Origin of the sequence: Mesorhizobium argentiipisi (SeqCode), assembly GCF_037179585.1 — a bacterium.
Classification (GTDB): Bacteria; Pseudomonadota; Alphaproteobacteria; order Rhizobiales; family Rhizobiaceae; genus Mesorhizobium; species Mesorhizobium argentiipisi.
In genome coordinates, this window is sequence record NZ_JAPYKO010000004.1 from 329,875 (window position 1) to 352,143 (window position 22,269).

The 22,269-nt window shown below is 63.2% G+C and carries 21 protein-coding genes and 1 pseudogene; 13 read left to right on the forward strand and 9 right to left on the reverse strand.

The window, feature by feature from the left end; genetic code table 11:
* Window positions 1-165: 165 nt before the first annotated feature.
* The 5 genes and pseudogenes from dnaA to O7A05_RS09685 all read right to left on the reverse strand — a co-directional run.
* Window positions 166-1,614, reverse strand: a pseudogene (gene dnaA / locus O7A05_RS09665) (chromosomal replication initiator protein DnaA); the annotation flags it as partial.
* Window positions 1,615-2,540: 926 nt separating this feature from the next.
* On the reverse strand, window positions 2,541-2,807 hold the full coding sequence (gene rpsT, locus O7A05_RS09670) for a 30S ribosomal protein S20 (protein ID WP_095819340.1): 267 nt from the start codon (window positions 2,805-2,807) through the stop codon (window positions 2,541-2,543).
* A gap of 195 nt (window positions 2,808-3,002) precedes the next feature.
* Entirely contained in the window at window positions 3,003-3,776 is a 774-nt protein-coding gene (locus O7A05_RS09675) for an enoyl-CoA hydratase (protein WP_337092772.1), read from the reverse strand.
* Between the two features lie 47 nt (window positions 3,777-3,823).
* Complete coding sequence (gene mutM, locus O7A05_RS09680) at window positions 3,824-4,714, reverse strand: bifunctional DNA-formamidopyrimidine glycosylase/DNA-(apurinic or apyrimidinic site) lyase (protein WP_337092773.1); 891 nt, start codon at window positions 4,712-4,714, stop codon at window positions 3,824-3,826.
* Entirely contained in the window at window positions 4,707-5,945 is a 1,239-nt protein-coding gene (locus O7A05_RS09685) for a phosphopentomutase (protein WP_337092774.1), read from the reverse strand. The genes mutM and O7A05_RS09685 overlap by 8 nt, the downstream gene beginning before the upstream one ends.
* Before the next feature lie 132 nt (window positions 5,946-6,077).
* On the opposite strand from O7A05_RS09685, the gene O7A05_RS09690 reads away from it, so the two are divergent.
* On the forward strand, window positions 6,078-7,016 hold the full coding sequence (locus O7A05_RS09690) for a phosphate/phosphite/phosphonate ABC transporter substrate-binding protein (protein ID WP_337092775.1): 939 nt from the start codon (window positions 6,078-6,080) through the stop codon (window positions 7,014-7,016).
* Window positions 7,017-7,019: 3 nt separating this feature from the next.
* On the opposite strand, the gene O7A05_RS09695 is transcribed toward O7A05_RS09690, so the two are convergent.
* From O7A05_RS09695 to O7A05_RS09705, 3 genes are all read right to left on the reverse strand, one after another.
* Window positions 7,020-7,637 (reverse strand): TadE/TadG family type IV pilus assembly protein, encoded by a 618-nt coding sequence (locus O7A05_RS09695; protein ID WP_337092777.1) that lies wholly within the window; start codon window positions 7,635-7,637, stop codon window positions 7,020-7,022.
* 37 nt (window positions 7,638-7,674) lie between these two features.
* Window positions 7,675-8,268, reverse strand: a complete 594-nt coding sequence (locus O7A05_RS09700) for a TadE/TadG family type IV pilus assembly protein (protein WP_415926985.1) — start codon at window positions 8,266-8,268, stop codon at window positions 7,675-7,677.
* A gap of 140 nt (window positions 8,269-8,408) precedes the next feature.
* Window positions 8,409-8,831 (reverse strand): pilus assembly protein N-terminal domain-containing protein, encoded by a 423-nt coding sequence (locus O7A05_RS09705; protein WP_337092778.1) that lies wholly within the window; start codon window positions 8,829-8,831, stop codon window positions 8,409-8,411.
* A gap of 346 nt (window positions 8,832-9,177) precedes the next feature.
* Here O7A05_RS09705 and O7A05_RS09710 point away from each other — a divergent pair, with 346 nt between their 5' ends.
* The 9 genes from O7A05_RS09710 to O7A05_RS09750 all read left to right on the forward strand — a co-directional run bounded on the left by O7A05_RS09710 (window position 9,178) and on the right by O7A05_RS09750 (window position 18,362).
* Window positions 9,178-9,357, forward strand: coding sequence for a Flp family type IVb pilin (locus O7A05_RS09710; RefSeq protein ID WP_337092779.1), 180 nt, complete (start codon window positions 9,178-9,180; stop codon window positions 9,355-9,357).
* A gap of 156 nt (window positions 9,358-9,513) precedes the next feature.
* The gene (locus tag O7A05_RS09715) at window positions 9,514-10,032 is read left to right on the forward strand and encodes an A24 family peptidase (protein WP_224581801.1); all 519 of its coding nucleotides are present in this window, start codon (window positions 9,514-9,516) and stop codon (window positions 10,030-10,032) included.
* A gap of 244 nt (window positions 10,033-10,276) precedes the next feature.
* Window positions 10,277-11,089, forward strand: a complete 813-nt coding sequence (gene cpaB, locus O7A05_RS09720; protein ID WP_337092781.1) for a Flp pilus assembly protein CpaB — start codon at window positions 10,277-10,279, stop codon at window positions 11,087-11,089.
* Entirely contained in the window at window positions 11,086-12,594 is a 1,509-nt protein-coding gene (locus tag O7A05_RS09725) for a type II and III secretion system protein family protein (RefSeq protein ID WP_337092782.1), read from the forward strand. The genes cpaB and O7A05_RS09725 overlap by 4 nt, the downstream gene beginning before the upstream one ends.
* A gap of 14 nt (window positions 12,595-12,608) precedes the next feature.
* The gene (locus tag O7A05_RS09730; protein ID WP_337092783.1) at window positions 12,609-13,340 is read left to right on the forward strand and encodes a CpaD family pilus assembly protein; all 732 of its coding nucleotides are present in this window, start codon (window positions 12,609-12,611) and stop codon (window positions 13,338-13,340) included.
* A gap of 45 nt (window positions 13,341-13,385) precedes the next feature.
* Window positions 13,386-14,669, forward strand: coding sequence for an AAA family ATPase (locus O7A05_RS09735; RefSeq protein WP_337092784.1), 1,284 nt, complete (start codon window positions 13,386-13,388; stop codon window positions 14,667-14,669).
* A gap of 30 nt (window positions 14,670-14,699) precedes the next feature.
* The gene (locus tag O7A05_RS09740; protein ID WP_337092785.1) at window positions 14,700-16,187 is read left to right on the forward strand and encodes a CpaF family protein; all 1,488 of its coding nucleotides are present in this window, start codon (window positions 14,700-14,702) and stop codon (window positions 16,185-16,187) included.
* Window positions 16,188-16,318: 131 nt separating this feature from the next.
* On the forward strand, window positions 16,319-17,332 hold the full coding sequence (locus tag O7A05_RS09745; RefSeq protein ID WP_337092786.1) for a type II secretion system F family protein: 1,014 nt from the start codon (window positions 16,319-16,321) through the stop codon (window positions 17,330-17,332).
* Between the two features lie 13 nt (window positions 17,333-17,345).
* Window positions 17,346-18,362, forward strand: a complete 1,017-nt coding sequence (locus tag O7A05_RS09750; protein WP_337092787.1) for a type II secretion system F family protein — start codon at window positions 17,346-17,348, stop codon at window positions 18,360-18,362.
* Window positions 18,363-18,453: 91 nt separating this feature from the next.
* Here the strand turns inward: O7A05_RS09750 and O7A05_RS09755 are convergent, their stop codons facing one another.
* On the reverse strand, window positions 18,454-19,281 hold the full coding sequence (locus O7A05_RS09755; RefSeq protein ID WP_337092788.1) for a tetratricopeptide repeat protein: 828 nt from the start codon (window positions 19,279-19,281) through the stop codon (window positions 18,454-18,456).
* 125 nt (window positions 19,282-19,406) lie between these two features.
* On the opposite strand from O7A05_RS09755, the gene O7A05_RS09760 reads away from it, so the two are divergent.
* Genes O7A05_RS09760 through O7A05_RS09770 form a run of 3 tightly spaced genes read left to right on the forward strand, consistent with a single transcriptional unit; the run spans window position 19,407 to window position 22,090 of the window.
* On the forward strand, window positions 19,407-20,774 hold the full coding sequence (locus O7A05_RS09760) for a leucyl aminopeptidase family protein (protein ID WP_337092789.1): 1,368 nt from the start codon (window positions 19,407-19,409) through the stop codon (window positions 20,772-20,774).
* Between the two features lie 56 nt (window positions 20,775-20,830).
* Window positions 20,831-21,181, forward strand: a complete 351-nt coding sequence (locus O7A05_RS09765; protein ID WP_337092791.1) for a MarR family winged helix-turn-helix transcriptional regulator — start codon at window positions 20,831-20,833, stop codon at window positions 21,179-21,181.
* A gap of 48 nt (window positions 21,182-21,229) precedes the next feature.
* Window positions 21,230-22,090: a C40 family peptidase gene (locus tag O7A05_RS09770; protein ID WP_337092792.1), complete on the forward strand. Its 861-nt coding sequence runs from the start codon at window positions 21,230-21,232 to the stop codon at window positions 22,088-22,090.
* Window positions 22,091-22,269: the final 179 nt, after the last annotated feature.

Consider the following 22,269-nt stretch of genomic DNA (forward strand, 5'->3'; position numbering starts at 1 on the left):
CCGGCAGGCGGTATCCCGCGAAAGCGCTGAAAGGCTTCCAGAATCTCCGTAAGCTGACAGTAAAAAGCCAGCAAAGGCAAGCCCGCGGCGCCGGTTTCGGCCGGCAGCGCGGGCCTTCTGGGGATAAAGCCGGCGAAGCGTGCCGCCGGCTGTTTGTGCGCCCCTTCAGGCCTGGTCGTTGATCAGCCTTCTGAGCAGTTCGAGTTCCTGTGCCAGCGTGTTGTCCCCGCCCGAAAGGTCCTCGATCTTGCGCACGGCATGCAGCACCGTCGTGTGATCGCGGCCGCCGAAGCGCCGCCCGATCTCCGGCAATGAGCGCGGCGTCATCACCTTCGACAGATACATCGCCACCTGCCGTGGCTTGACGATCGTGCGCGTGCGCCGGTTGGACAGAAGCTCCGTCTTCGACACGTTGTAGTGGCGCGCCACGATGCGCTGGATGTCCTCGATGCGCACCCGCTTCGGCTCGCCGGAGCGGTAGATGTGACCGAGGATCTCGTCGATGCGGTCGATGGTGATTTGCGGCTCGAAGGACTGGCGGAACAGAAGCTGGTTGAAGGCGCCTTCGAGCTCGCGTCCGCTGCCGGTCACCGTGCGCGCGACATGCTCCAGGATTTCGTCCGAGATATCGAGCGAGGTGTCATCGGTCTTGGCGGTGGCGCGGCGCAGCTTCAGCATGCCGAGCCGCATGGCGAAATCCGGCGTCGACATTTCCAGCGCCACGCCGCCATTCAGGCGCGAACGCACGCGCGGCTCCAGCGATTCCAGTTCCGACGGCGGCCGGTCGGCCGCGACCACGACCTGTTTGGCGCTGTCGAGCAGCATGTTGATGAGATGGCAGAATTCGTGCTGGATCGACTTGCCCTGCAGGAACTGCATATCGTCGATGATCAGGAGATCGATGTCGCGCAGTTGCTCTTTCAGCGTCAGCGCGTTGTTGTCGCGGATCGCGGTGGCGAAGCGCCACATGAAATATTCCGCGGTCAGGTAGACGACGCGCGACTTCGGGTTTTGCCGCAGCGATTCCGCCGCGATCGCTTGCAGCAGGTGCGTCTTGCCGAGTCCGACGGTCGCATGCAGGAAAAGCGGGTTGAAACGGACTGCGCTCGACTGCGATTCCGCCACCGCCTTGGCCGCCGCGAAGGCCACTCTGTTCGACGGCCCCTCGATGAAGGAGGCGAAGGTATAGCGGGGGTCGAGCGGCGACCCCAGCACATTGTGGCGGAACTCCGGTTCCGCGGACGCGCCCTGACGCGGCGCCGGCGCCCGTTGTTCCACGCGCCCGGTGGTCGCGGTGCCGTTGGCGAGCGCGGTGTGCGTGTGCTTTGTCATCTTGCGCGCCGGCGCCACTTCCGGCTCGACAGGGTTGCGCCCCTGGCGCGTCGCGGTGCGCACGACGATCTCGATCTTGAGGACGTCCGGATCCTCATGCCGCCACAGCTCCGCGATGAGCTCGAGATAATGGCCGTTGATCCAGGACCGCAGGAAGGCTGTAGGCACGGAGATGCGCACAACGCCGCGGGACGCCTCGGCGACCTTCATGCGACCGAACCAGCTCGAATAGACCTCGGCTCCAAGACGCGCCTTCAGCTGTGCCTTGACCCGTTCGAACTTCTGTTCCGCGTCGCTGGATACCGCCACGTCGCCCCCTCCGACAAAAGTTGCTGGAAATGGGAGCTCGCCCGCTATCTCCCTCTCGATGCCGCTTTGCATGATCCAAGTCCCTTGTTCTTCTCGTACCCTTTTCCACCGGGGATGCGCCTCCTGCATCCTTGGTCCGGCGACCCTCATTCAGCCACGATGCCATTGCCGCCGCGGCAATGTCGTCGCAACTCGCGCAAGGGACCAGCTACCGGCTCCGCACGCCGGCTTCCGACAGCAAGGCAATGCATCGCCCTCCGGCGGAAACGCCGGTGAGACATCGACTGCCATGTACAATTACGCCAGTCCCCTACCCGCACCGAAGAGACAAACCAAGCCAGACGCGGAATTGCTCCACGTCATGAATTCCGCCATTTTGTGCTGGCCGATTCAGGCTGGGTCAGGGGCTAGAGCCCGTCCCTTCGATGGATGGACATTACCGAAATCGCTGTGGATAGGGCAAGGCCACATCTAACGGTTTTTTAACGAATCTGGTTACCGGAAATCGGGTGCCGGCACGGTCCGTTTTGACAAAGCCATTGTGATTCAAACCCTTTTCCGGCGAATATGAAAAAGGCCGCCTGAAACGAAATATTCTGAAATAATTCTCTTGACAGCTACTTCTCCCCCGCCGCTCGGGCGCGCGTTGAACAAGCTGTGGATGACCCGTCGTAAGTCTCTGAAAAAGCTATCGATTTTTTGCCAGACAAATTTAGGCAGCTGCCGCAGGGAGGGCGTGCCGACATCAACGGCGCTGAATATGCCGGCAAAACATTACTGGCATTGGAATCGCGTCACAAGCGTTGCTCTGGCGCAATTTTTTTAAGTACTTGCCGGCAAACGAAAAAACCCGGCCTGCGCGGCCGGGTTCCACATCGACGTATCGAGGATTAGTTCGGTCAGGCCGACAGCGTCTTGACCCGCTGGGCCAGTCGCGAAACCTTGCGGGAAGCCGTGTTCTTGTGGACGACGCCCTTGGTGGCGGCGCGCATCAATTCCGGCTCCGCTGCCTTGAAGGCTTCCACCGCCGCGGCCTTGTCGCCGGCGGCCAGCGCTTCTTCGACCTTGCGGACATAGCTGCGGACGCGCGAGCGGCGGTTCTTGTTGACCGCCGCGCGGCGGGCGATCTTGCGCGTTGCCTTTTTGGCCGAAGATGTGTTGGCCATGATGCCTCTCTTCTGATCTGGTGGGCGCCAGCGGGATGCCGCAGGGCGCAAAAAACAAACGGGCAGCCACAGGCCGCCTCGGTTGGTGCGGCTTATAGTCCAGCTTTTCCGGCACGTCAACGCCACTTGGCGGTCTTTTTGGAGACGGAAAGCGCGTCGCGTCGTCACCCGCTTTCAGTCATCGGGCGGTCTGATCTAGCGGTTGGTGAAATTCGGCTTCCGCTTCTCGACAAACGCAGCCATGCCTTCCTTCTGATCGTCGAGCGCAAACAGCGAATGGAACAGGCGTCGCTCGAAGCGCAACCCTTCGGCGAGCGTCGTCTCGTAAGCGCGGTTGACGGCCTCCTTGGTCATCATCACCGATGGCAGCGAGAACTCGGCGATCTTCGCCGCCGCCTTCAGCGCTTCCTCGATGAGCTCGGCGACCGGCACCACCCGCGAGACCAGCCCGCTCCGCTCGGCTTCGGCCGCGTCCATCATCCGCCCAGTCAGGCACATGTCCATCGCCTTCGACTTGCCGACGAAGCGGGTCAGCCGCTGCGATCCGCCCATGCCCGGCATGACGCCGAGCGTGATTTCGGGCTGGCCGAATTTGGCATTGTCGCCGGCGATGATGAAGTCGCACATCATGGCAAGCTCGCAGCCGCCGCCGAGCGCATAGCCCGCGACCGCCGCAATGATGGGCTTGCGCGTGCGCGTGAATTCCTCCCAGCCGACGAAGAAGTCCTGGGTATAGGCGTCGGCGAAGGACATCGCCTGCATTTCCTTGATGTCGGCGCCGGCGGCAAACGCCTTTTCAGAGCCCGTAAGCACCATCGCGCCGATGCCGGGATCGGCATTGAACGCGCTCGCCGCCGCGACGACCTCCGCAAGGACTTGCGAGTTCAGCGCATTGAGCGCCTTGAGCCGGTTCAGCGTGATCAGCCCGACCTTGCCGCGTGTTTCCACGAGAATGGTTTCATAGGTCATGGTTCGCTTCCTTCCGCGGCAGTGGGACGATCGATATCGTTCCTAGCTTACCGCTGACAGGTCCGGCAATAAAAGGTCGAGCGGCCGCTTTGCACGATGCGCTCGACGTGGCCGCGGCAGCCCGGCTTCTGGCACGGCTCCCCCTCGCGGTCGTAGACCGCGAAGGAATGCTGGAAATAGCCGAGCGATCCGTCGGCCTGGACATAGTCGCGCAGGGAGGAGCCGCCGGCGGCGATCGCATCGGCGATGACAGCACGGATCGCTTCGGCGAGGCGCTCGCTTTGTTCTTTCGCCTTCTTGGCCGACCCGGCGATGGTGCCGGCTTCGCGCAGCGGCGAGAGCCCGGCGCGCCACAGTGCTTCCGAGACATATATATTGCCGAGCCCGGCGATCAGCCGCTGATCGAGCAGCGCCGCCTTGAGCGGCGATCTGCGATCCTTCAGTAGTGAGGCGAGCAGGGGGCCGTCTAGCGCGTTGCCGGTTGGCTCGATGCCGAGTCCCGCCAGCATCGGATGCGTGTCCGCCGCGCCTTCGGCAAACAGCATGAAGCCGAAGCGGCGCGGGTCGTTGAAGATGACGCGAGAGCGCTCGCCTTTTTCCGAGTCGACGTCGAACACGACATGGTCGTGCGCCGCGCTTTTCGAACGCTCGTGATGGAAGATGCCGGGGATGTCGCTGCTCTCGGCGGCCTCGACCCGGAACGATCCCGACATGCCGAGATGGCAGATCAGGACCAGACCGTCTTCCACATGCATCGTCAGATATTTGGCGCGGCGGCCAAGCGCCGCCACTGTCTTGCCGGTAAGTCGCTCCGAAAAGCGTTCGGGAAAAGGAAAGCGAAGGTCGGGCCTGCGTGCCTCGACCTTGATGAGCCGCGCCCCTTCCAGGACCGGCTGCAGTCCGCGCCGGACCGTCTCGACCTCAGGCAGTTCAGGCATGGCCGCTCATCGTTGCGAGGAAGGATGTCCCATGGCGACCGGTTGCCAGGCCGAGATGATCCGCGACGGTTTCGCCGATATCGGCGAAGGTCGGCCTCAGCCCGATATCGCCGCCCTTCAGCCCCGGCCCAATACCGATCACCGGAACGCGTTCGCGCGTATGGTCGGTGCCGCGCCAGGTCGGATCGTTGCCATGATCGGCGGTGAGGATGAGCAGGTCGCCAGGCCTGATGCGCGACAGCGCCTCCGGCAGCCGGCGGTCGAAGGCTTCGAGCGCCGCGGCATAGCCGGCGACATCGCGTCGGTGGCCGAATTCGGTATCGAAATCGACGAAATTGGCAAAGACCAGGTCGCCGTCGCCGGCGTCGTCCATGGCATCGAGCGCCTTGTCGAACATGGCCATGTTGCCGCCGGCCTTGCGCACTTCCGAAATGCCGCGATGAGCGAAGATGTCGCCGATCTTGCCGACGGCGATGACCTTGCTGCCGCGCTCCGTTAGCCGGTCGAGCAGGGTCGGCTCCGGCGGCGGCACTGCATAGTCGCGGCGATTGTGGGTGCGCTGGAATGTAGCGGGCGTCTCGCCCACGAATGGTCGCGCGATCACCCGCCCGATCTTGAGTGGATCGACCAGCCGGCGCACCGTGAGGCACAGCTCATAAAGCCGCTCCAGGCCGAAATGCGTTTCATGCGCGGCGATCTGCAGCACGGAATCGACCGACGTATAGCAGATCGGTCTGCCGGTGCGGATATGCTCTTCGCCGAGCCGCTCGATGATCTCGGTTCCGGGCGCATGGCAATTGCCGAGGATGCCAGGCAGCTTGCCCTCGCGGATGATCGCGTCGGTGAGCTCGGCCGGGAAGGTCGGCACCGTGTCGGGGAAATAGCCCCAGTTAAAACGCACCGGCAGGCCGGCGATCTCCCAGTGGCCGGAGGGCGTATCCTTGCCGCTCGACACTTCCTGGGCGGCGCCATGGAAGGCCGAGGCGATCGGCGGCGCGTCGATGCCGGCCCTCAATCCCGACGCGGTTTGCGCCGCCAGGCCAAGTCCGAGCGACATCATGTTGGGCACCGCGAGCGGCCCTTCGCGCAAACCTTGCCGATCGGCACGACCATCGGCGCAGGCCTGAAAAATATGTGCGAACGTGTCGGCGCCGGCATCGCCATAGCGTTCGGCGTCGGCCGCGCCGCCGATGCCGAAAGAATCGAGAACAAACAGGAACGCGCGCGCCATGGGTATCTTTGTTGTCAGTCCTGACTGCCAGACATAAGGTTCCCCGGTGGTGTTGGCAAATCGGAAACCAAACCGCAACGGCTTGGCGCCATAGTTGCGGCAAGGCGCGGATGCGGCGGGAGCGAAGCGGGTATGGTGGGGCGCGGCAAAACCGCGGCAAGGCAGGCAGTGAAGGCGTGCGCGGCCGCTCTCGCGGCGTTCGGCGCTGCCTCATTGCCGGCACGCGCCGACTGGCGTGACGACATCGATACGTTTCGCATCGGCATCGTCGCCGAACCGGGCGGCGGCAACACCGTTCCGGGGCTCGCGCGCCTGACCGACGCTTATGCCAATGCGCTCGGCATGAAGGTCGAGTTCGTCGTTGCGCGCAACTACGCGGCGTTGATCGAGGCACAGGCGAGCGGACGCGTGCAATACGCGGTCTATTCCGCTCTCGGCTACGCCACGGCTTCCGAGCGCTGCGGCTGTGTCGAGCCGCTGGTGGCGCCGGTCGATGCCGACGGCGCCGTTGGCATCCGTTCCATCCTGGTGACGCGCGACGGTAAAGTGCCGGACCTCGCAACAATGGCCTCGCACCGGATCGCGATCGCGCCGGCCGAAAATGTCGGTGGCGCGCTGCTGCCGCTGGCGGCGCTATCGGCCGATGGCGTCAAGATCGCGCGCGATTCGACCTTCCTGGCGCGTGCCGCTTCAGCCACCGCGGCCGAGACGATGCTGGCCGGCGGCGAAGCGGATGCCCTGTTCGGCTGGGAGCCGGCCGGTGCCGACGGCCAGCCCAGCCATTCCGACGGCACGGTCGCGCGGCTGGAGGCGGCTGGCATCCCTCAAGCGTCGCTTCGCGTGTTGTGGACTTCGCGCCTCTTGCGCTACGGGCCGCACGCCGTCCGCAGCGATCTCGACCCCGAGGCAAAGCGCCGGCTGACGGTCTTCCTGACCAATCTCAAGTCACAGACGCCCGATGTGTACGACCTGCTGGAGCGGGCGCATTCCGGTGGCTTCGTGCAGGCGATGTCCGCGGATTACGCCATGGCGATGACCATCGTGCGGCAGGCATCTGACGGCCGGGAGTGACGATCAGCAGTCGCTGCAAGGAATCGTCGGGGACCGGCGAGGCCTGAGATAATAGGTCTCGCTCATGTTTATGTGGCTGAAGGTCGACAACAATCCAAGCGCCTTCTGCTGGTTGTTGTTCTCGCTCCAGGCGATGACGGGCACATAGCCGAGGTCGCTTTCCACGCGAACCAGGAAAGTGTTGCGGATTTTCAGCGTCGAGGGGACGGTCGTGGGATCGCCGATCTTGGCGTCGGCGCTGTAGGTGGTCCCCACCACCTTGCGCGACCATGCAACCTGCACCTTCGGCGACGCTTCGTCCGTGATCTGTATGCCTGTGATGATGATCGTCGGCAATGAACGGTTGTAAGGCCGCAGCGTCGATGTGCCGATCTTCATCATTGCGTCGAGGTTCGCCGTCATCACGGTCTGCTGCTGCGTGACGAGATCCGCGACCATGCTGCCGATGCGGCTGACCTTCTTGCTGGTCTCGATGGCCTGCGAAGCCTCCATCGTGATGAAATACATGATCAGGAGCACCGGCACGATGAACGCGAACTCGATCGCCGCGACGCCGCGGCGATCGCGGCAAAACCGCTCCACCTTCGCCGAAATCCCCCGGAGTGCCCCCGCACTGTGCATATCGTCCTCCACGCCGCGGCTTAGCCGTCGAGCAGTCTCAATTGTCGTCGAATGGTTCGTTCTGCCAGGTCACGGACGCGAAATGCAGCGTTTTGCCGTCCTTCAGATTTGCCATCGACTTGGCCATGAAATCGGTCATCACCGGCCATTTGTAGAACACCCGCAGCATGTTGATGGTCTCCGCCAGCCCCGGCGAGACCGTGAAGTTCATCGAGTTGGTGCCTTGCACCAGCACGATGTCGCCATTGACGATTTTGAAGCCCGCCGTGGCGGCGTCGGCGAAACTCGGATATTCGCGCAGATCCACCAGCAATCCCGGGCAGTCCTTGGCCACCATGATCTCAAGCCTGCTGCAGATCAGCTGCTTGATGGAGGCTTCGGTGACGTTCGTCTTCTGCAACTGCCCGGTCCGCAACTGGCGGGCGACATCGTCGGTGACGTTGGCCATCACCTCCTGGCCGGCGAACGAAATGCAGCTCTCGAGGATGGCGAAGACGAGAAGCGCGAATGGGATGGCCAGCAACGCGAATTCCATGGCCGTGCTGCCGCGCCTGTCGCTGAAGAAGCCGGGGCGCGATCCGGCGCGCGCCTTGCTGTCCATGCCGTTGCCGGCTGTGGCATCCTTGCTCATATTGGCTTCCTGCCGATCCCCTTTGCGGTACCGGCGGCAAGGTAGCGAAAACCCATTGAGTTCCGGTTTGGATGATCGTTAAATTCGCCGGGCAAGGTTTAAGCTGTCTTTAATGCCCGTGGCGCTCGCCCCTCGCAGGGTCAGTGCCCGGCGCTCATCTCGGATTCGGAAGCCTTCTCGGCCTCGGTCTTGAACGCACTCTCGCAATAGGGGGTGCAGGACATGGTCTGGACTTCGGCGCGTCTGTAGATGCGCACTGAGGAGGCGGCCTGTCGCACGACGGTTACCTGTTCATCGATGATCGGGCTGCCGTCGGAATCGAGCACGACCATATTGGTGACACCGAAGCCCTTGCCGGTGAGAACGATGGTCGAGGCGTCCTGCACGGAGGCGTCGGCAATCGCCGGATTGCCGATGACGACTGTGTCGGCCGCACGTGACAATTTGACGATCTTTGCCTGGTTCATGGTGACCTCTATCCCCGCGCCGGCCCTGGCCGGCATGACCAAGGCGGCAGTTGCCAGCAACGCGGCGACTGGAAACAGCGATCTCGACAACGTCATTGAAGCGCTCCGGGCGGGCAGATTCTTCAACGGAACATGAACGAGATTGGTGAAGCAACGGTTAAACCGGGCCCGGCATGATTAAGGATCGTCTGCATGGTGTGCCATGCGTCCATGGCGCTTACTGTTTTAGGAATATTGCACAAGCGCCGGTTTCCCGGGGGCCCAGGCTCCCTGGCGATGTTTAGGCCACGATTAACCACACAGCGCGTTCGCAACCGGAAAGGAATCGCTAAGGCTGTTTATTAAGCCGATTGAAACGGCTTCTCCCTAAATTTGCGGCATCCGATCAACCGCGAAGAGAAGTTGACGGAAGTGCTGCAACACGTGGAGTAGGAGCTCTCGAATGTCTAATCTCATTGCACGTTTCGCGAAAGACGAATCCGGCGCGACCGCCATCGAATACGGTTTGATCGCCGCTCTCATCGCGCTCGCCATCATGATCGGCGCTGGAGCGCTCGGCACCTCGCTGAACGCCAAGTTCAAGAACATTGCCGACACGCTTAACAGCGCCGGGAATCCGTGACAGGCAGCGGTATCGCGCCTTTCGAACAAGAAGAAGAGGGCCGCCACTGGTGGCCCTTTTTCATGCAGTCGGCCGATTTTGATCATCAGGCCTCATCGATCATTAATCCGGCGCGCCTAGGATGCCGCTGAAAACTTGCCACAGGCGGCCGCATCCATGCTTGAAGCCGTGATCTTCGTCGTCTTTCCTTTCTGCATGCTGTTCGCTGCGGTCTCGGACACCTTGTCGATGACGATCGCCAACCGCGTTCCCGTGTTGCTGGTGGCCACATTCGCGCTTGTCGCGCCGCTCACCGGAATGGACTGGGCAACCTATGGCTGGCACTTCGCTGCCGGCGCCCTCGTGCTCGCGATGACGTTCGGCCTTTTTGCGCTCGGTGGCATGGGCGGCGGCGACGCCAAGCTTCTGGCCGCGACCGCTCTATGGATGGGCCTCAACATCAACCTGATCGGCTATCTGGTGACGTCGGCTTTCATTGGCGGCCTGCTTACGGCGGCAATCCTTGCTTACCGGAAATCGCCGCTCTCCATGTACACCGGCCACAACCGATTCCTGCGCCATTTCGCGGACGAGAGCGTTGGCATCCCATATGGCATTGCGCTCGGCGCGGGTGGGCTGATCACCTTCCCGGATTCGCCGCTGATGGTGTGGGCGCTGGAGAGGCTCACGACATAGGCCTCGCGCGGTTGATGTCGCGATGCCATCGATCTCGGCCATGCCCGGCGGCCTGACCGCCTTCTGTCAGAAAAAGGGCGGCCCGGCCGCCCCCTTTTTGTTAACGGCGGGCCGTTCCGTCTAATTTGAGTAAACCTTAAATTAATCACGATCGTAAGTATTGCATTAACCTTGTTTTGACGATTGCAGCTGCAAAGTCCGGCCTGGCGAGGTGGATTGCCTTGAGGCGAAGGGTTTCGGACGAATGCCAGCATCCCGATTGATTATTCTGGGCGTGGCTGCGGTCGCGGCGGGTGGCGCTGGCTATGTGGCGAAGAACATGGTCGTGGCACCGCCGCCTCAGGTCGTCGTCGATGCGCCCAAGCAGCCGGCGATCGCACTGCAGGATGTGCTGGTGCTTTCCGGCGACGTTCCGATGGGAAGCCAGCTCGGCACCAACATCAGCTGGGAACAATGGCCGGCCGATGGCGTCAACGCCAATTTCATCACGCGCGCCGCCGAGCCTGACGCGGTCGAAAAACTCAAGGGCTCGGTCGCCCGCGTTGCCATGTATACCGGCGAACCTTTGCGGCGCTCCAAGCTGGTCGGCGAGGGGCAAAGCTTCATGTCGTCGATCCTGCCTTCCGGCATGCGCGCCGTCGCGACCGCGATATCGGCTGACACGTCCGCCGGCGGCTTCATCCTGCCCAACGACTTCGTCGACGTCATCATGACCCGCCGCGCCGACACCGGCAATGGCGGCAGCGGCTTCAACACCGAGACGATCCTCAAGAACATCCGCGTGCTGGCCATCGACCAGACCATCCAGGAAGACGAGGAAGGCAAGAAGACCAGGGTCGGCCAGACCGCGACGCTGGAATTGACACCGCAGCAGGCGGAGATCATCACGGTGGCGCAGCAGATGGCGGACCGCCTGACGCTCGCGCTGCGTCCGATCACCGACATCCATGAAAAGAGTACGGAAGAAGCCGACTATCTGGTCAACGGCAATGGCCGGCGCGGAACGGTGCGTCTGATCAAGTCGGGCGAGGTTTCCGAGGTAGGAGCAAGGAAATGAGGCTGAACGGCAAACTGCTGCCCGTCCTGGCCGCCGCGGCGATCGGTTTTTTCCTGGTCGGCACCAGCGCCCCGGGACTGGTCGAAGCCAAGGCCGCGAGCGCCGGCGTGTCGGCTTCCGTCGCCACGCAGCGCGTCAAGCTCGGCCTCAACAAATCCGTGGTCATCGACTTGCCGAGCGACGCCTATGATATCCTTGTCGCCAATCCGGCGGTTGCCGATGCCGTGACGCGCACGGCGCGGCGCATCTACCTGTTCGGCAAGGCGGTCGGCGAAACCAACATCTTTGTTTTCGGTCCCAATGGCGAGCAGATCGTCAGCCTGGATCTGGCCGTCGAGCGCGACGTCGCCGGGCTGGAAGACTATCTGAGGCGCTTCATCCCGTCTTCGCAGATCAAGGTCGAGCTTCTCAATGACAACGTCGTCCTGACGGGCATGGTCGACACGCCCCTCGATTCCAAGCGCGCCGTCGACCTTGCAACCATCTTCGTGTCCGGCGGTGAAGCGACGACGGGTCAATATTCGCAGACCGCTGCCGGCGGCTCGGTCAATGGCGGCGTCGACATCAACAACCCCGACCAGGAGCGCCGGACCTCCAAGATCGTCAACCTCCTGCAGATCGTCGGCGACGACCAGGTGACGCTGAAGGTGACCGTCGCGGAGGTCAGCCGCTCGGTGATGAAGCAGCTCGGCGTTAACATGGTTGGCCGCGGTGGCAGCAATGGCATCAGCTATGGTGCGATCAGCGATACTTTCCCGGGTCTGGGCAAGCCACTGTCCGCCTCAGGCTTGAGCTTCGCCACTTCATCCCTGCAAGGCACCATCAACGCCATGGAGCAGTCTGGTGCCATGAAGACACTGGCGGAACCCACGTTAACGGCGGTCTCCGGTGAGAAGGCGACGTTCAAGGTCGGCGGCGAATACAACATAGTGACCGCCGTCACCAGCAACAAATCGGCAGACAATCAGAATGCCGACAGAACCTGGACGTCATCGAAGGTCGACTATGGCATCGGACTGGAATTCCAACCGGTGGTCCTGTCGGCTGGCCGTATCAGCCTGAAAGTAAGAACAGCGGTGTCGGAGCCGACGACGGAGGGCTCCGTTGCATTTGGCGATACCAACATCATATCGCTGCGCAAGCGCCTGGCGGATACGACCGTGGAGCTGCCTTCCGGAGGATCGATGATGATCGCGGGACTTGTTCGTGACGATGTGCGCCAGGCCCTCAACGGCATGCCTGGCCTGACAAAGATACCGGTCCTCGGCGCTCTATTTCGCAGCCGCGATTTCGTGCGCAACGAAAGCGAGCTCGTCATCATCATCACGCCTTACCTGGTCAAGCCTGTTGCACGCAACGATCTGGCGAAGCCGGATGACAATTTCAATCCTGCGAGCGACGGCGCCGGCATGTTCCTCGGCCGCGTCAACCGCGTCTACGGCACTATGCAGACCGACAGACCGCCAGGCCGCTACCACGGCGTCGTCGGCTTCATCTACAAATGAGTAGGAATGCGGATATGTCCAAGCCAGCATCGAAGGTCATGACGGTCCGGACAGCATCCGGCATCGCAAGGCTCCGTCGGCAGGTGGTCCCGGCACTCGCAGTTATGCTGGCGTCGTCGCTCGCAGGTTGCGCCAACCGTGACAGCGTCACGGTCGGGTCGATTCCGGACGATTACCGCACGACCCATCCGATCGTCATCGCCGAGAAGAACCAGAAGATCGACCTGCCGGTCGGCGCCGGCGATCGCGGCATGACCGCCGCGCAGCGCGATACGCTGCTGGGCTTTCTCGACGGCTATGACAAGAGCGCCGCGCCGGCTCTTACGATCGCGATGCCGGTCGGGTCCGCCAACGAGGTCGCCGCCCGATCGGCCGGCCGCGATTTTGCCAGGCTCGCCATGGCGGCGGGCGTGAAGCGCAACCGCATCGTCATCACATCCTACCAGTCGGCGGTGCCGGAAGCGTCCGCGCCGGTGCGCGTCGCCTTTGTCGCGGTGCGGGCCCAAACCGACAAATGCGGCCGTTGGCCAGATGACATCCTGGAGACCTCTGAGAACAAGCACTATGCCGACTTCGGCTGCTCGTACCAAAACAACCTCGCGGCTCAAGTCGCCAATCCCAACGATCTGATCGGGCCGCGCAAGCAGTCCGACATCGACGCCGAAAATCGTGGCGCGGTGATCGACACGTATCGCGAGAGGGGCATCTCGGACGAGTTCCTCGGCAATTCGGAAGTAACCTACTAAGCCGCGCCGGACGACGAAGAGAGCAGTCACGGAAAGAGCATGACGATGAGCAATCTTGCCTACGACACGCCCGCGGAGACCGGCGACCTTTCGCAGCAGGACATCGCCGCCATGCAGGCGCTGCGTCCCGTGCCGCGCATTTCGATCCAGGCCTTCTGCGAGACCGAGGGGGTCGCCAATCCCGTCGCGCGTGCCGGCGAGGATCGCCGGATGGCCAAGGCCCATCTCAAGGTCCATATGGGCGGCATTCCGACCGCGATCGAGTTCTACCAGTCCGCGCCGACACCGAACCTGATCCTGCTGGAATCCCGCAGCGAACCGCAGCAATTGCTCGAACAACTGGGCCAGCTCGCGGAATATTGCGATCCGTCCTCCAAGGTCGTGGTCATAGGTCACTACAATGATGTCGGGCTCTACCGCGAGCTTATCCGCTCAGGCATCTCCGAATATGTCATCGCGCCGGTCTCGATGTCCGACATCGTCAGCGTCGTATCGTCGATCTTCGTCGATCCGGATTCGGAGCCGATCGGCCGCTCGATCGCCTTCATCGGCGCCAAGGGTGGCGTGGGCTCCTCGACCATCGCTCACAATGTCGCCTGGGCGATGTCTTCCCTGTTCAAGTCCGAAGTCGTCATCGCCGATCTCGATCTCGCCTTCGGCACCGCCAACATCAATTTCGACCAGGATCCGGCGCAAGGCATCGCCGAGGCGGTGTTTTCGCCGGAGCGGGTGGACGAGGTCTATCTCGACCGCCTGCTCGCGCAATGCGCCGAGCATCTGTCGCTGCTCGCGGCTCCCTCCACGCTCGAGCGCGTCTATGATTTCGACTCCGAGGCCTTCGCGCAGATCATCGAGACGGCGCAGCGCAGCGCGCCTCTGCTGGTCCTCGACGTCCCTCACGTCTGGAGCGGGTGGACCAAGAGCACGCTGATCAAGGCGGACGAGGTCGTCATCACAGCCACGCCCGAGCTCGCAAATCTTCGCAACACCAAGAACATGGTGGACATGCTGAAACGGCTGCGTCCGAACGATCCGCCGCCGAAGCTGATCATCAACCAGGCGGGCGTGCCGAAGCGGCCGGAGATCGCGGCTTCCGACTTCGCCGAGCCGCTCGGCATCACGCCGATGGCGGTGATCAACTTCGAACCGCTGCTGTTCGGTAATGCCGCCAATAACGGCCGCATGCTCTCCGAGATGGACGCCAAGAGCCCGGTCGTCGCGATCATCAATGAAATAGCGCATGTGCTGACCGGACGCAGCGAAATCAAGGCAAGGAAGAAGGCAGGCCTGGGCTCGATCCTCGGCAAGCTCTCGCGCAACAAGAAGTGACGCTGATTGAGCGGCATCGGGTAGTCGATCATGTTTGGTAAAAGAGGCAAAGACGACGGCAGCCGGGCAACGCCCGAATTCCGTCCGCCGGCATCCGCTCCCGCCGCCCCTCCAATGGGAACTTTGACGGCCGAACGACCGGTCGCGCCACCGTCCAGCACGCCGCCCGCGCGCCGCCCCGTCGAGGCGCCGCCCATGGCGCCGGAGCCGCCAAGAAGGGTCCAGCGCGAGCGCTCGGAGACCTACTACGACACCAAGAGCCAGGTTTTCTCCGCGCTCATCGACACGATCGATCTGTCGCAGCTCGCCAAGCTCGATCCCGAGAGCGCGCGCGAGGAAATCCGCGATATCGTCAACGACATCATCGCGATCAAGAACTTTGCGATGTCGATCTCCGAGCAGGAAGAGCTGCTCGAGGACATCTGCAACGACATTCTGGGCTATGGACCGCTGGAGCCCTTGCTTGCCCGTGACGACATCGCCGACATCATGGTCAACGGCTCCAAGAACGTCTATATCGAAGTCAATGGCAAGGTCGAACAGACCGGCGTCCGTTTCCGCGACAACCAGCAGCTGCTCAACATCTGCCAGCGCATCGTCAGCCAGGTCGGCCGCCGCGTCGACGAATCGAGTCCGATCTGCGACGCACGCCTGCCCGACGGCTCGCGCGTCAACGTCATCGCGCCGCCGCTCTCGATCGACGGCACCGCGCTCACCATCCGCAAATTCAAGAAGGACAAGCTGACGCTGGACCAGCTGGTCAAGTTCGGTGCCATCTCGCCGCAAGGCGCGGAAATCCTCAAGATCATAGGCCGCGTCCGCTGCAATGTCGTCATTTCGGGCGGCACGGGTTCGGGCAAAACCACGCTGCTCAACTGCCTGACCAATTATATCGACCGTGAGGAACGCGTCATCACCTGCGAGGATTCGGCTGAACTGCAGCTGCAGCAGCCGCATGTGGTCCGTCTCGAAACCCGGCCGCCCAATCTGGAGGGCGAGGGCGAGGTGACCATGCGCGACCTGGTCAAGAACTGCCTGCGCATGCGGCCGGAGCGGATCATCGTCGGCGAAGTGCGCGGACCGGAAGTGTTCGACCTGCTGCAGGCGATGAACACCGGTCACGACGGCTCGATGGGGACGATCCACTCGAACAGCCCGCGCGAATGCCTCAACCGTATCGAATCGATGATCGCCATGGGCGGCTATTCGCTGCCGCAGCGCACGGTGCGCGAGATCGTCGTCGGCTCGATCGACGTGATCATCCAGGCGGCCCGCCTGCGCGACGGCTCGCGCCGCATCACCCACATCACCGAGGTGGTCGGCATGGAAGGTGATGTCATCATCACCCAGGACCTTGTCCTCTACAACATCAAGGGCGAGGACTCGAGCGGCCGGCTGGTCGGCGAGCATGTGTCGACGGGCATCGGCCGTCCGCATTTCTGGGACCGCGCCCGCTATTATGGCGAGGAGCAGCGCCTCGCCAACGCGCTCGAGGCGATGGAGAAACGCGCTGACTGAGGCATCTGGAAGTTGGAAGCAATTCCAGGAAAAGGGTGAAGCGGTTTTCCGTCCGGAATTGCGTCAAAACAAAGAGATAGGGCGGTTCGCCGGTTCCATGGAACGGCGAAATGCCCCAGGGGCTCTGGTCGATGTTCGGAATTGATACCACCGTATTGGCTTTCGTCGTACTCGCCGGCTTCAGCGCCGGCGCGGTGGCCTATGCTTTCCTGTTCACGCGCATCGACAACGAGCAGCAAGCCGGCAAGCGGCTTCAGACCATCAAGACCGCCGAAACCGACCGGTCTGTGGTGAAAGCGACGCGTGACCGCGCCGCCGAAGCGGTCAAGCGGCGAAAAAACGTCCAGGACTCGCTGAAGCAGCTCGACGAGAAGCAGAAGACCAACGATCGCAACGTCAAGAAACCGCCGCTGAAGGTCCAGATCCGCCAGGCTGGGATGCAGGTTCCGATCGAGCGCTTCTATATCTATTCCGCTGTCTGCGGGATCGTGCTTACGGGCCTTCTCTTTTTCCTCGGCGCGCCTTTGTGGGCTCTGCCCGGCGCCCTGCTGGCGGGCGGCCTCGGCCTGCCGCGCTGGTTCGTCTCCTTTCGCCGCACACGCCGCGTCAAGGCCTTCCTGGAAGAGTTCCCGAACGCGCTCGACATCATCGTGCGCGCGGTCAAGTCCGGCTTGCCGCTCAACGATGCGATCCGCCTGATCGCCAACGAATCGCCCGAACCGGTCCGCTCCGAATTCCGCCGCATCGTCGATTCCCAGCAGATGGGCATGTCGGTGCCCGACGCCGCCATGCGCATGTCCGAGACGATGCCATGCAGCGAGGCCGGCTTCTTCGGCATCGTCATCCAGATCCAGTCGCAGGCCGGCGGCAACTTGTCCGAGGCGCTGGGCAACCTTTCGCGCGTCCTGCGCGACCGCAAGAAGATGAAGGCCAAGGTCCAGGCGCTGTCGATGGAAGCCAAGGCATCCGCCGCCATCATCGGCGCCTTGCCCTTCGTCGTCGCCTTCCTCGTCTATCTGTCGAGCCCGAACTACATCATGCCGCTGTTCACCACCAATGTCGGCAACCTGATCCTCGGCTGCGCGGGTGTGTGGATGTCGATCGGCATCCTGGTGATGCGCAAGATGATGAATTTCGAAGTGTAGGGGCGCGGATCCAGTGACAGAGCAGGTCGTCAAAACACTCACCGACCCTTCTTTCCTGATCGCAATGCTGGTCGGCATTGCCGTGTTCGCGACCGTCTTCACGCTCATGCCGGCGTTCGGCGGCACGTCGCTCAAGTCGCGCATGAAAAGCGTGGCCCTTGAACGCGACAAATTGCGCGCCGAGCAGCGTGCGCGGCTGGCCAGCGAGGCCGACCGCCGTCGCAAAGGCCTGCGCGAGGAACAGTCCATCGGCATGCGCAACGTCGTCGACCGCCTCGATCTCAGGCGCGCGCTTGCCGATGAAAACACGATCCAGAAGCTCAAGGTAGCGGGCTTCCGCGGCGAGAACCCGCTGACGCGTTTCCTCTTCTTCCGCCTCGTCCTGCCATTCGTCGGTTTTGCCTTGGCGGCCATCTATCTATTCGTGCTCGGCGGCTTGCCGCTGCAGCCGACTTTCATAAAGCTGTTCGTCTGTGTCGTTGTCGCCTATGGCGGCTTCTATGCGCCGATCGTCTACGTCAACAACCGCGCGACCAAGCGCAAGCAGTCGATCCAGCTGGCGTGGCCGGACGCGCTCGACCTGATGCTGATCTGTGTGGAATCCGGCATGTCGGTGGAAGCGGCCTTGCGCAGGGTTGCCGACGAAATCGGCGCGCAGTCGGTGGCGCTTGCCGAGGAATTCGTGCTCACCAATGCCGAGCTGTCCTATCTGCAGGACCGCAAGATCGCCTATGAGAACCTGGCAAGCCGCACCGGCCTGGAATCGGTGAGGTCGGTGTCCCAGGCCTTGGTCCAGGCCGAACGCTACGGCACGCCGGTGGCGCACGCGCTTCGCGTGCTCGCCTCGGAAAGCCGCGACATGCGCATGAATGCCGCCGAGAAGAAGGCCGCAGCCCTTCCGCCGAAGCTCACCGTGCCGATGATCCTGTTCTTCCTGCCGGTCCTGTTCGCCATCATTCTGGGACCGGCCGGCATCCAGGTCAGCCAGCGCGGCATCTTCGGCGACCAGCACAGCTCCTCGAGCCAGTAGGCGGGCCGTACGCATCAATCAAAAAAGCCGCGCGGGGTCCGCGCGGCTTTTCAATTTTCAGAGGCGATCGGCTTAGCGCCATCCGCGGCGGTCAGTTCGTGGCGACCTTCGCCTTGCCCTTGTCCTGATCCTTCAGCTGGCTCCAGGCGTTCTGCTGGGCAAGCATCTGGCGCAGATAGGCGACGTTGGCCTGCGCCTGCTCGGGCGACAGCTCCTGCGAAGCGATCTTCTCTGCCTCGTCGAAACGGCCCTGCAGGCCTACGACCAGCGCGAGATTCTGCCGCACCCTGCTGTCGGCGCCGGGCTGCTGCGCGGCAGAGCGCATATAGGTTTCTGCCGTGCGCAAGTCGCCCTCGAGCACGTATGACATGCCGAGATTGGACAGCACCGAAGGCTCGTTCGGCTTCAGTTCCAGCGCCTTGCGATAGTCCTGCCGCGCTTCGTCCTTCTGTCCCATCTGGTCGAGAATGGCGGCTTCCGCCGACACCAGCTTCCAGTCCGGATATTCGGGCGTCTGTGCGCGCCGCACTGCATCGAGGGCCGGCTCGAACTGGCCGTTGGCCGCAAGCGCCTTGCCATAGGCCGCAAGCACCTCGCGATCCTTGGGATAGGCGATCGCCAGCTTGCGCATCACCGCCAGCGACTGGTCGGCGTCGCCGTCCATCTGCAGCGCCGCCGCGAAATTCATCGCGATGCGCTTGTCGTTCGGATTGCGGGCATAGGATTGGCCAAGCCTGGACGTGGCGGTGCGTAATTCGCTGGACGACATCGTTTCCAGCGGCCTGCTGTCGGAGCGGGAGATGGAGCCCGTAGTGAACTTGCTGGTGCTGCCGCAACCGGCCACGCTGGCCGCCAGCGCCGCCATGAAGACCGTGGTGACCAGACGCTTGGCTGTAAGGTTCAACGCTTCGGTCGGCATCGGCCCACGGTCTCCATTCCTGTGCGGCCATTGGCTGGCCGTCTTCCCTCCCGCAGAAATATTCTGTTAACCCTAACGGACCGTTAAGAAGCGCCGACTCGAACTGTTCAACCGGAGATCATCACATGCCTGTCGAACTCGTTGAGCAGAAGCCGGAAGCCGCCTTGCCTGTCTATCTGGTGACAAAGGATGCCCTTGAAGCCGCGGCGCTGCCGCCCTCTGCCGTCGCCTGGGCCAGGGCCAACGGTTTTTCCGGCGAGGCAGGGCGCACGCTTGTCCTGCCGGGCGAGGGCGGCAGCCTTGCCGGCGCGCTGTTCGGCACAGGCGACGGCGAAAGCGTTCTTGCGCTCGGCGCGCTGGCAAGATCGTTGCCGGAAGGCGACTGGCATTTCGCGTCGGGCCCCGCGCAGCCCGATCTCGCCGCGCTCGCGCTGGTCCTTGGGGGCTATGTCTTCACCCGCTACGGCAAGAAGCCCGGCAAGGCCTTGCGCTTTGCGCTTCCGGAGGGCGCCCATGCTGCGCATGTCCGCCGTGTCGCCGACAGCGTGTTCCTGACACGCGACCTCGTCAACACGCCGACCAGCGACCTGGGGCCGCTCGAACTGGAAGAAGCAGCCCGGAAACTAGCGGCCGCCCATGGCGCCGACATCTCAGTGATCCATGGCGACGATCTCCTGGCGCGGAACTTCCCGATGATCCATGCCGTCGGCCGTGCCTCTACCGGCGCGCCACGGCTGATCGACATAATCTGGGGACCGGGCGATGCGCCGAAGGTGACGTTGGTCGGCAAGGGCGTCTGCTTCGACACCGGCGGCCTCGACATCAAGCCTTCGTCCGGCATGCTCCTGATGAAGAAGGATATGGGCGGCGCCGCCAATGTGCTGGGTCTCGCCGCCATGATCATGGCGGCGAAATTGAATGTCCGGCTGCGTGTGCTGATCCCCGCCGTCGAGAATTCGATCGCCGGCAACGCCTTCCGGCCCGGCGACGTGCTCAGGAGCCGCAAGGGCATCACGGTCGAGATCGGCAACACGGACGCCGAAGGCAGGCTGATCCTGGCCGACGCGCTGGCGCTGGCAGACGAGGAACAGCCCGCTTTGCTGGTCGACATGGCGACACTGACCGGAGCCGCCCGCGTCGCGCTGGGGCCGGATCTGCCGCCTTTCTACACCGCCGACGAGACGCTTGCCGCCGACCTTGCAGCCGCGTCCGTCGCGGTCGAGGATCCGCTGTGGCGCATGCCGTTATGGCGTCCCTACGACGCAAAGCTTTCCTCGAAGGTTGCCGACATCAACAATGTCACCACCGACGGTTTTGCCGGATCGATCACCGCGGCACTTTTCCTCAAGCGCTTCGTCGAGAAGACTCACCGTTGGGCGCACTTCGACATCTTCGCCTGGAATCCGGCCGATCGCCCCCACGGCCTGACCGGCGGCGAAGCGCAGGGCATTCGCGCGCTGGAGCGGGTAATCGCCGAGCGTTTCGGAGCGTAGCGGCAAAATGCTGCCACTGAAACGGAACCGAAACAATTTGCCGGCATGCTTGGGCGATGTCGATCTCGATGCGCCCGAGCCAGGCCTTGCGACTGTGGCAGCAGGTGATGCTGGCCCAGGTGCGGGACGGTGAGCCCGATCTCACCATGCGCCAGACGGCGATCCTGTTCACCATCTATCTCGATCCGCCGCCCCATACGGTGCGCGGGCTGGCCGCCAGGCTCAACGTCACCAAGCCGGTCATCACCCGCGCGCTTGACACCATGGGCGCGCTGAAGCTGGTCTCGCGCCATCGCGACGAGCTCGACAAGCGCAACGTGCTGATCCGGCGCACGGTGGAAGGCGCGCTCTTTGTCGAGCGCTTCGGCGATGGTATCGTTGCCAAGGCGCACGAGCTGCCCATCTGACCTCATTGCCCCATCTGAGTTCATTGCTGATTTGACTGGATTATCGATTTGACCGCCAGGGATGCCCGCCTTCATGCTTTCCGCTCCGACCTTGCCGATGCGAGGCTGAAGGGCGAGGTCGCCGCCGACCGCTTCGTCACCGGCCGCCCGGCGCGGATCACGGCCGCTGTCGCCGACCTGCGCAAGGCGCCGCGCCCCGACGCGGGCGTCAACACGCAGGCGCTGTTCGGCGACGACGTGCTCGTCTTCGAGGATGCGGAAGGCTGGGCCTGGGTGCAGGCCGAGCGCGACGGCTATGTCGGCTATGCGGCGGACAACCTGATTGGGACGCGCGAGCGTGCGCCCACGCATACCGTTTCGGTGCCGCGCACCTTCCTCTATCCCGGACCGGATCTGCGCTTTCCGATCAGCGGGCAGCTGTCGATGGGCTCGACAGTCACGGTGACCGGCTCGGCCGAAACACGCGGCACGCATTACGCGCTGCTGCCCTCCGGCCAGGCGATCTTCGCCCGCCATTTGCGGCCGATCGCCGAGCTGGCGGAGGACTACGTCACGGTCGCCGAGAGCTTCCTCGGCACGCCTTACCTCTGGGGCGGGGTCTCAGGCTTCGGTATCGACTGCTCCGGCCTCGTGCAGTTGGCAATGCGCATGACGGGCAAGGATGTGCTGCGCGACTCCGATATGCAGGCGGCGTCGATCGGCACGCCGTTGGAGCCGGGTCCGGACTATTCAGGTCTCCGGCGCGGCGACCTCGTCTTTCGGAAAGGCCATGTCGCGATCATGACCGACGAAAGAGACATGATCCACGCCAACGGCCACACCATGCTGGTCTCGCGCGAGGGGCTGAAGGAAGCGGTCGAGCGCATCGGCTATCTCTATGGCGGCCCGACGGAGTTCAGGAGGCCGTAGCGCTTCTACCTCTCCCCTTGTGAGGGCTTTGCACAGAATCGGATCGGTGATTCCATGCGGATATCCGGCGAGGAGGGATTCGCGATGGTCGATCGAGTGCTTGGCCAATTGAGCCTAGCGGACGGTTTTGCGGCGTCGGATGAGACGATCTTCGACCTGATAGCGAAGGAACTGGACTG

Coding starts and splice junctions, on each gene's coding strand:
- rpsT (WP_095819340.1), bottom strand. CDS start 2,807: ATGGCCAACACATCTTCGGCCAAAAAGGCAACGCGCAAGATCGCCCGC.
- O7A05_RS09675 (WP_337092772.1), bottom strand. CDS start 3,776: ATGACCTATGAAACCATTCTCGTGGAAACACGCGGCAAGGTCGGGCTG.
- mutM (WP_337092773.1), bottom strand. CDS start 4,714: ATGCCTGAACTGCCTGAGGTCGAGACGGTCCGGCGCGGACTGCAGCCG.
- O7A05_RS09685 (WP_337092774.1), bottom strand. CDS start 5,945: ATGGCGCGCGCGTTCCTGTTTGTTCTCGATTCTTTCGGCATCGGCGGC.
- O7A05_RS09690 (WP_337092775.1), top strand. CDS start 6,078: ATGGTGGGGCGCGGCAAAACCGCGGCAAGGCAGGCAGTGAAGGCGTGC.
- O7A05_RS09695 (WP_337092777.1), bottom strand. CDS start 7,637: ATGCACAGTGCGGGGGCACTCCGGGGGATTTCGGCGAAGGTGGAGCGG.
- O7A05_RS09700 (WP_415926985.1), bottom strand. CDS start 8,268: ATGAGCAAGGATGCCACAGCCGGCAACGGCATGGACAGCAAGGCGCGC.
- O7A05_RS09705 (WP_337092778.1), bottom strand. CDS start 8,831: ATGACGTTGTCGAGATCGCTGTTTCCAGTCGCCGCGTTGCTGGCAACT.
- O7A05_RS09710 (WP_337092779.1), top strand. CDS start 9,178: ATGTCTAATCTCATTGCACGTTTCGCGAAAGACGAATCCGGCGCGACC.
- O7A05_RS09715 (WP_224581801.1), top strand. CDS start 9,514: ATGCTTGAAGCCGTGATCTTCGTCGTCTTTCCTTTCTGCATGCTGTTC.
- cpaB (WP_337092781.1), top strand. CDS start 10,277: ATGCCAGCATCCCGATTGATTATTCTGGGCGTGGCTGCGGTCGCGGCG.
- O7A05_RS09725 (WP_337092782.1), top strand. CDS start 11,086: ATGAGGCTGAACGGCAAACTGCTGCCCGTCCTGGCCGCCGCGGCGATC.
- O7A05_RS09730 (WP_337092783.1), top strand. CDS start 12,609: ATGTCCAAGCCAGCATCGAAGGTCATGACGGTCCGGACAGCATCCGGC.
- O7A05_RS09735 (WP_337092784.1), top strand. CDS start 13,386: ATGAGCAATCTTGCCTACGACACGCCCGCGGAGACCGGCGACCTTTCG.
- O7A05_RS09740 (WP_337092785.1), top strand. CDS start 14,700: ATGTTTGGTAAAAGAGGCAAAGACGACGGCAGCCGGGCAACGCCCGAA.
- O7A05_RS09745 (WP_337092786.1), top strand. CDS start 16,319: ATGTTCGGAATTGATACCACCGTATTGGCTTTCGTCGTACTCGCCGGC.
- O7A05_RS09755 (WP_337092788.1), bottom strand. CDS start 19,281: ATGCCGACCGAAGCGTTGAACCTTACAGCCAAGCGTCTGGTCACCACG.
- O7A05_RS09760 (WP_337092789.1), top strand. CDS start 19,407: ATGCCTGTCGAACTCGTTGAGCAGAAGCCGGAAGCCGCCTTGCCTGTC.
- O7A05_RS09765 (WP_337092791.1), top strand. CDS start 20,831: ATGTCGATCTCGATGCGCCCGAGCCAGGCCTTGCGACTGTGGCAGCAG.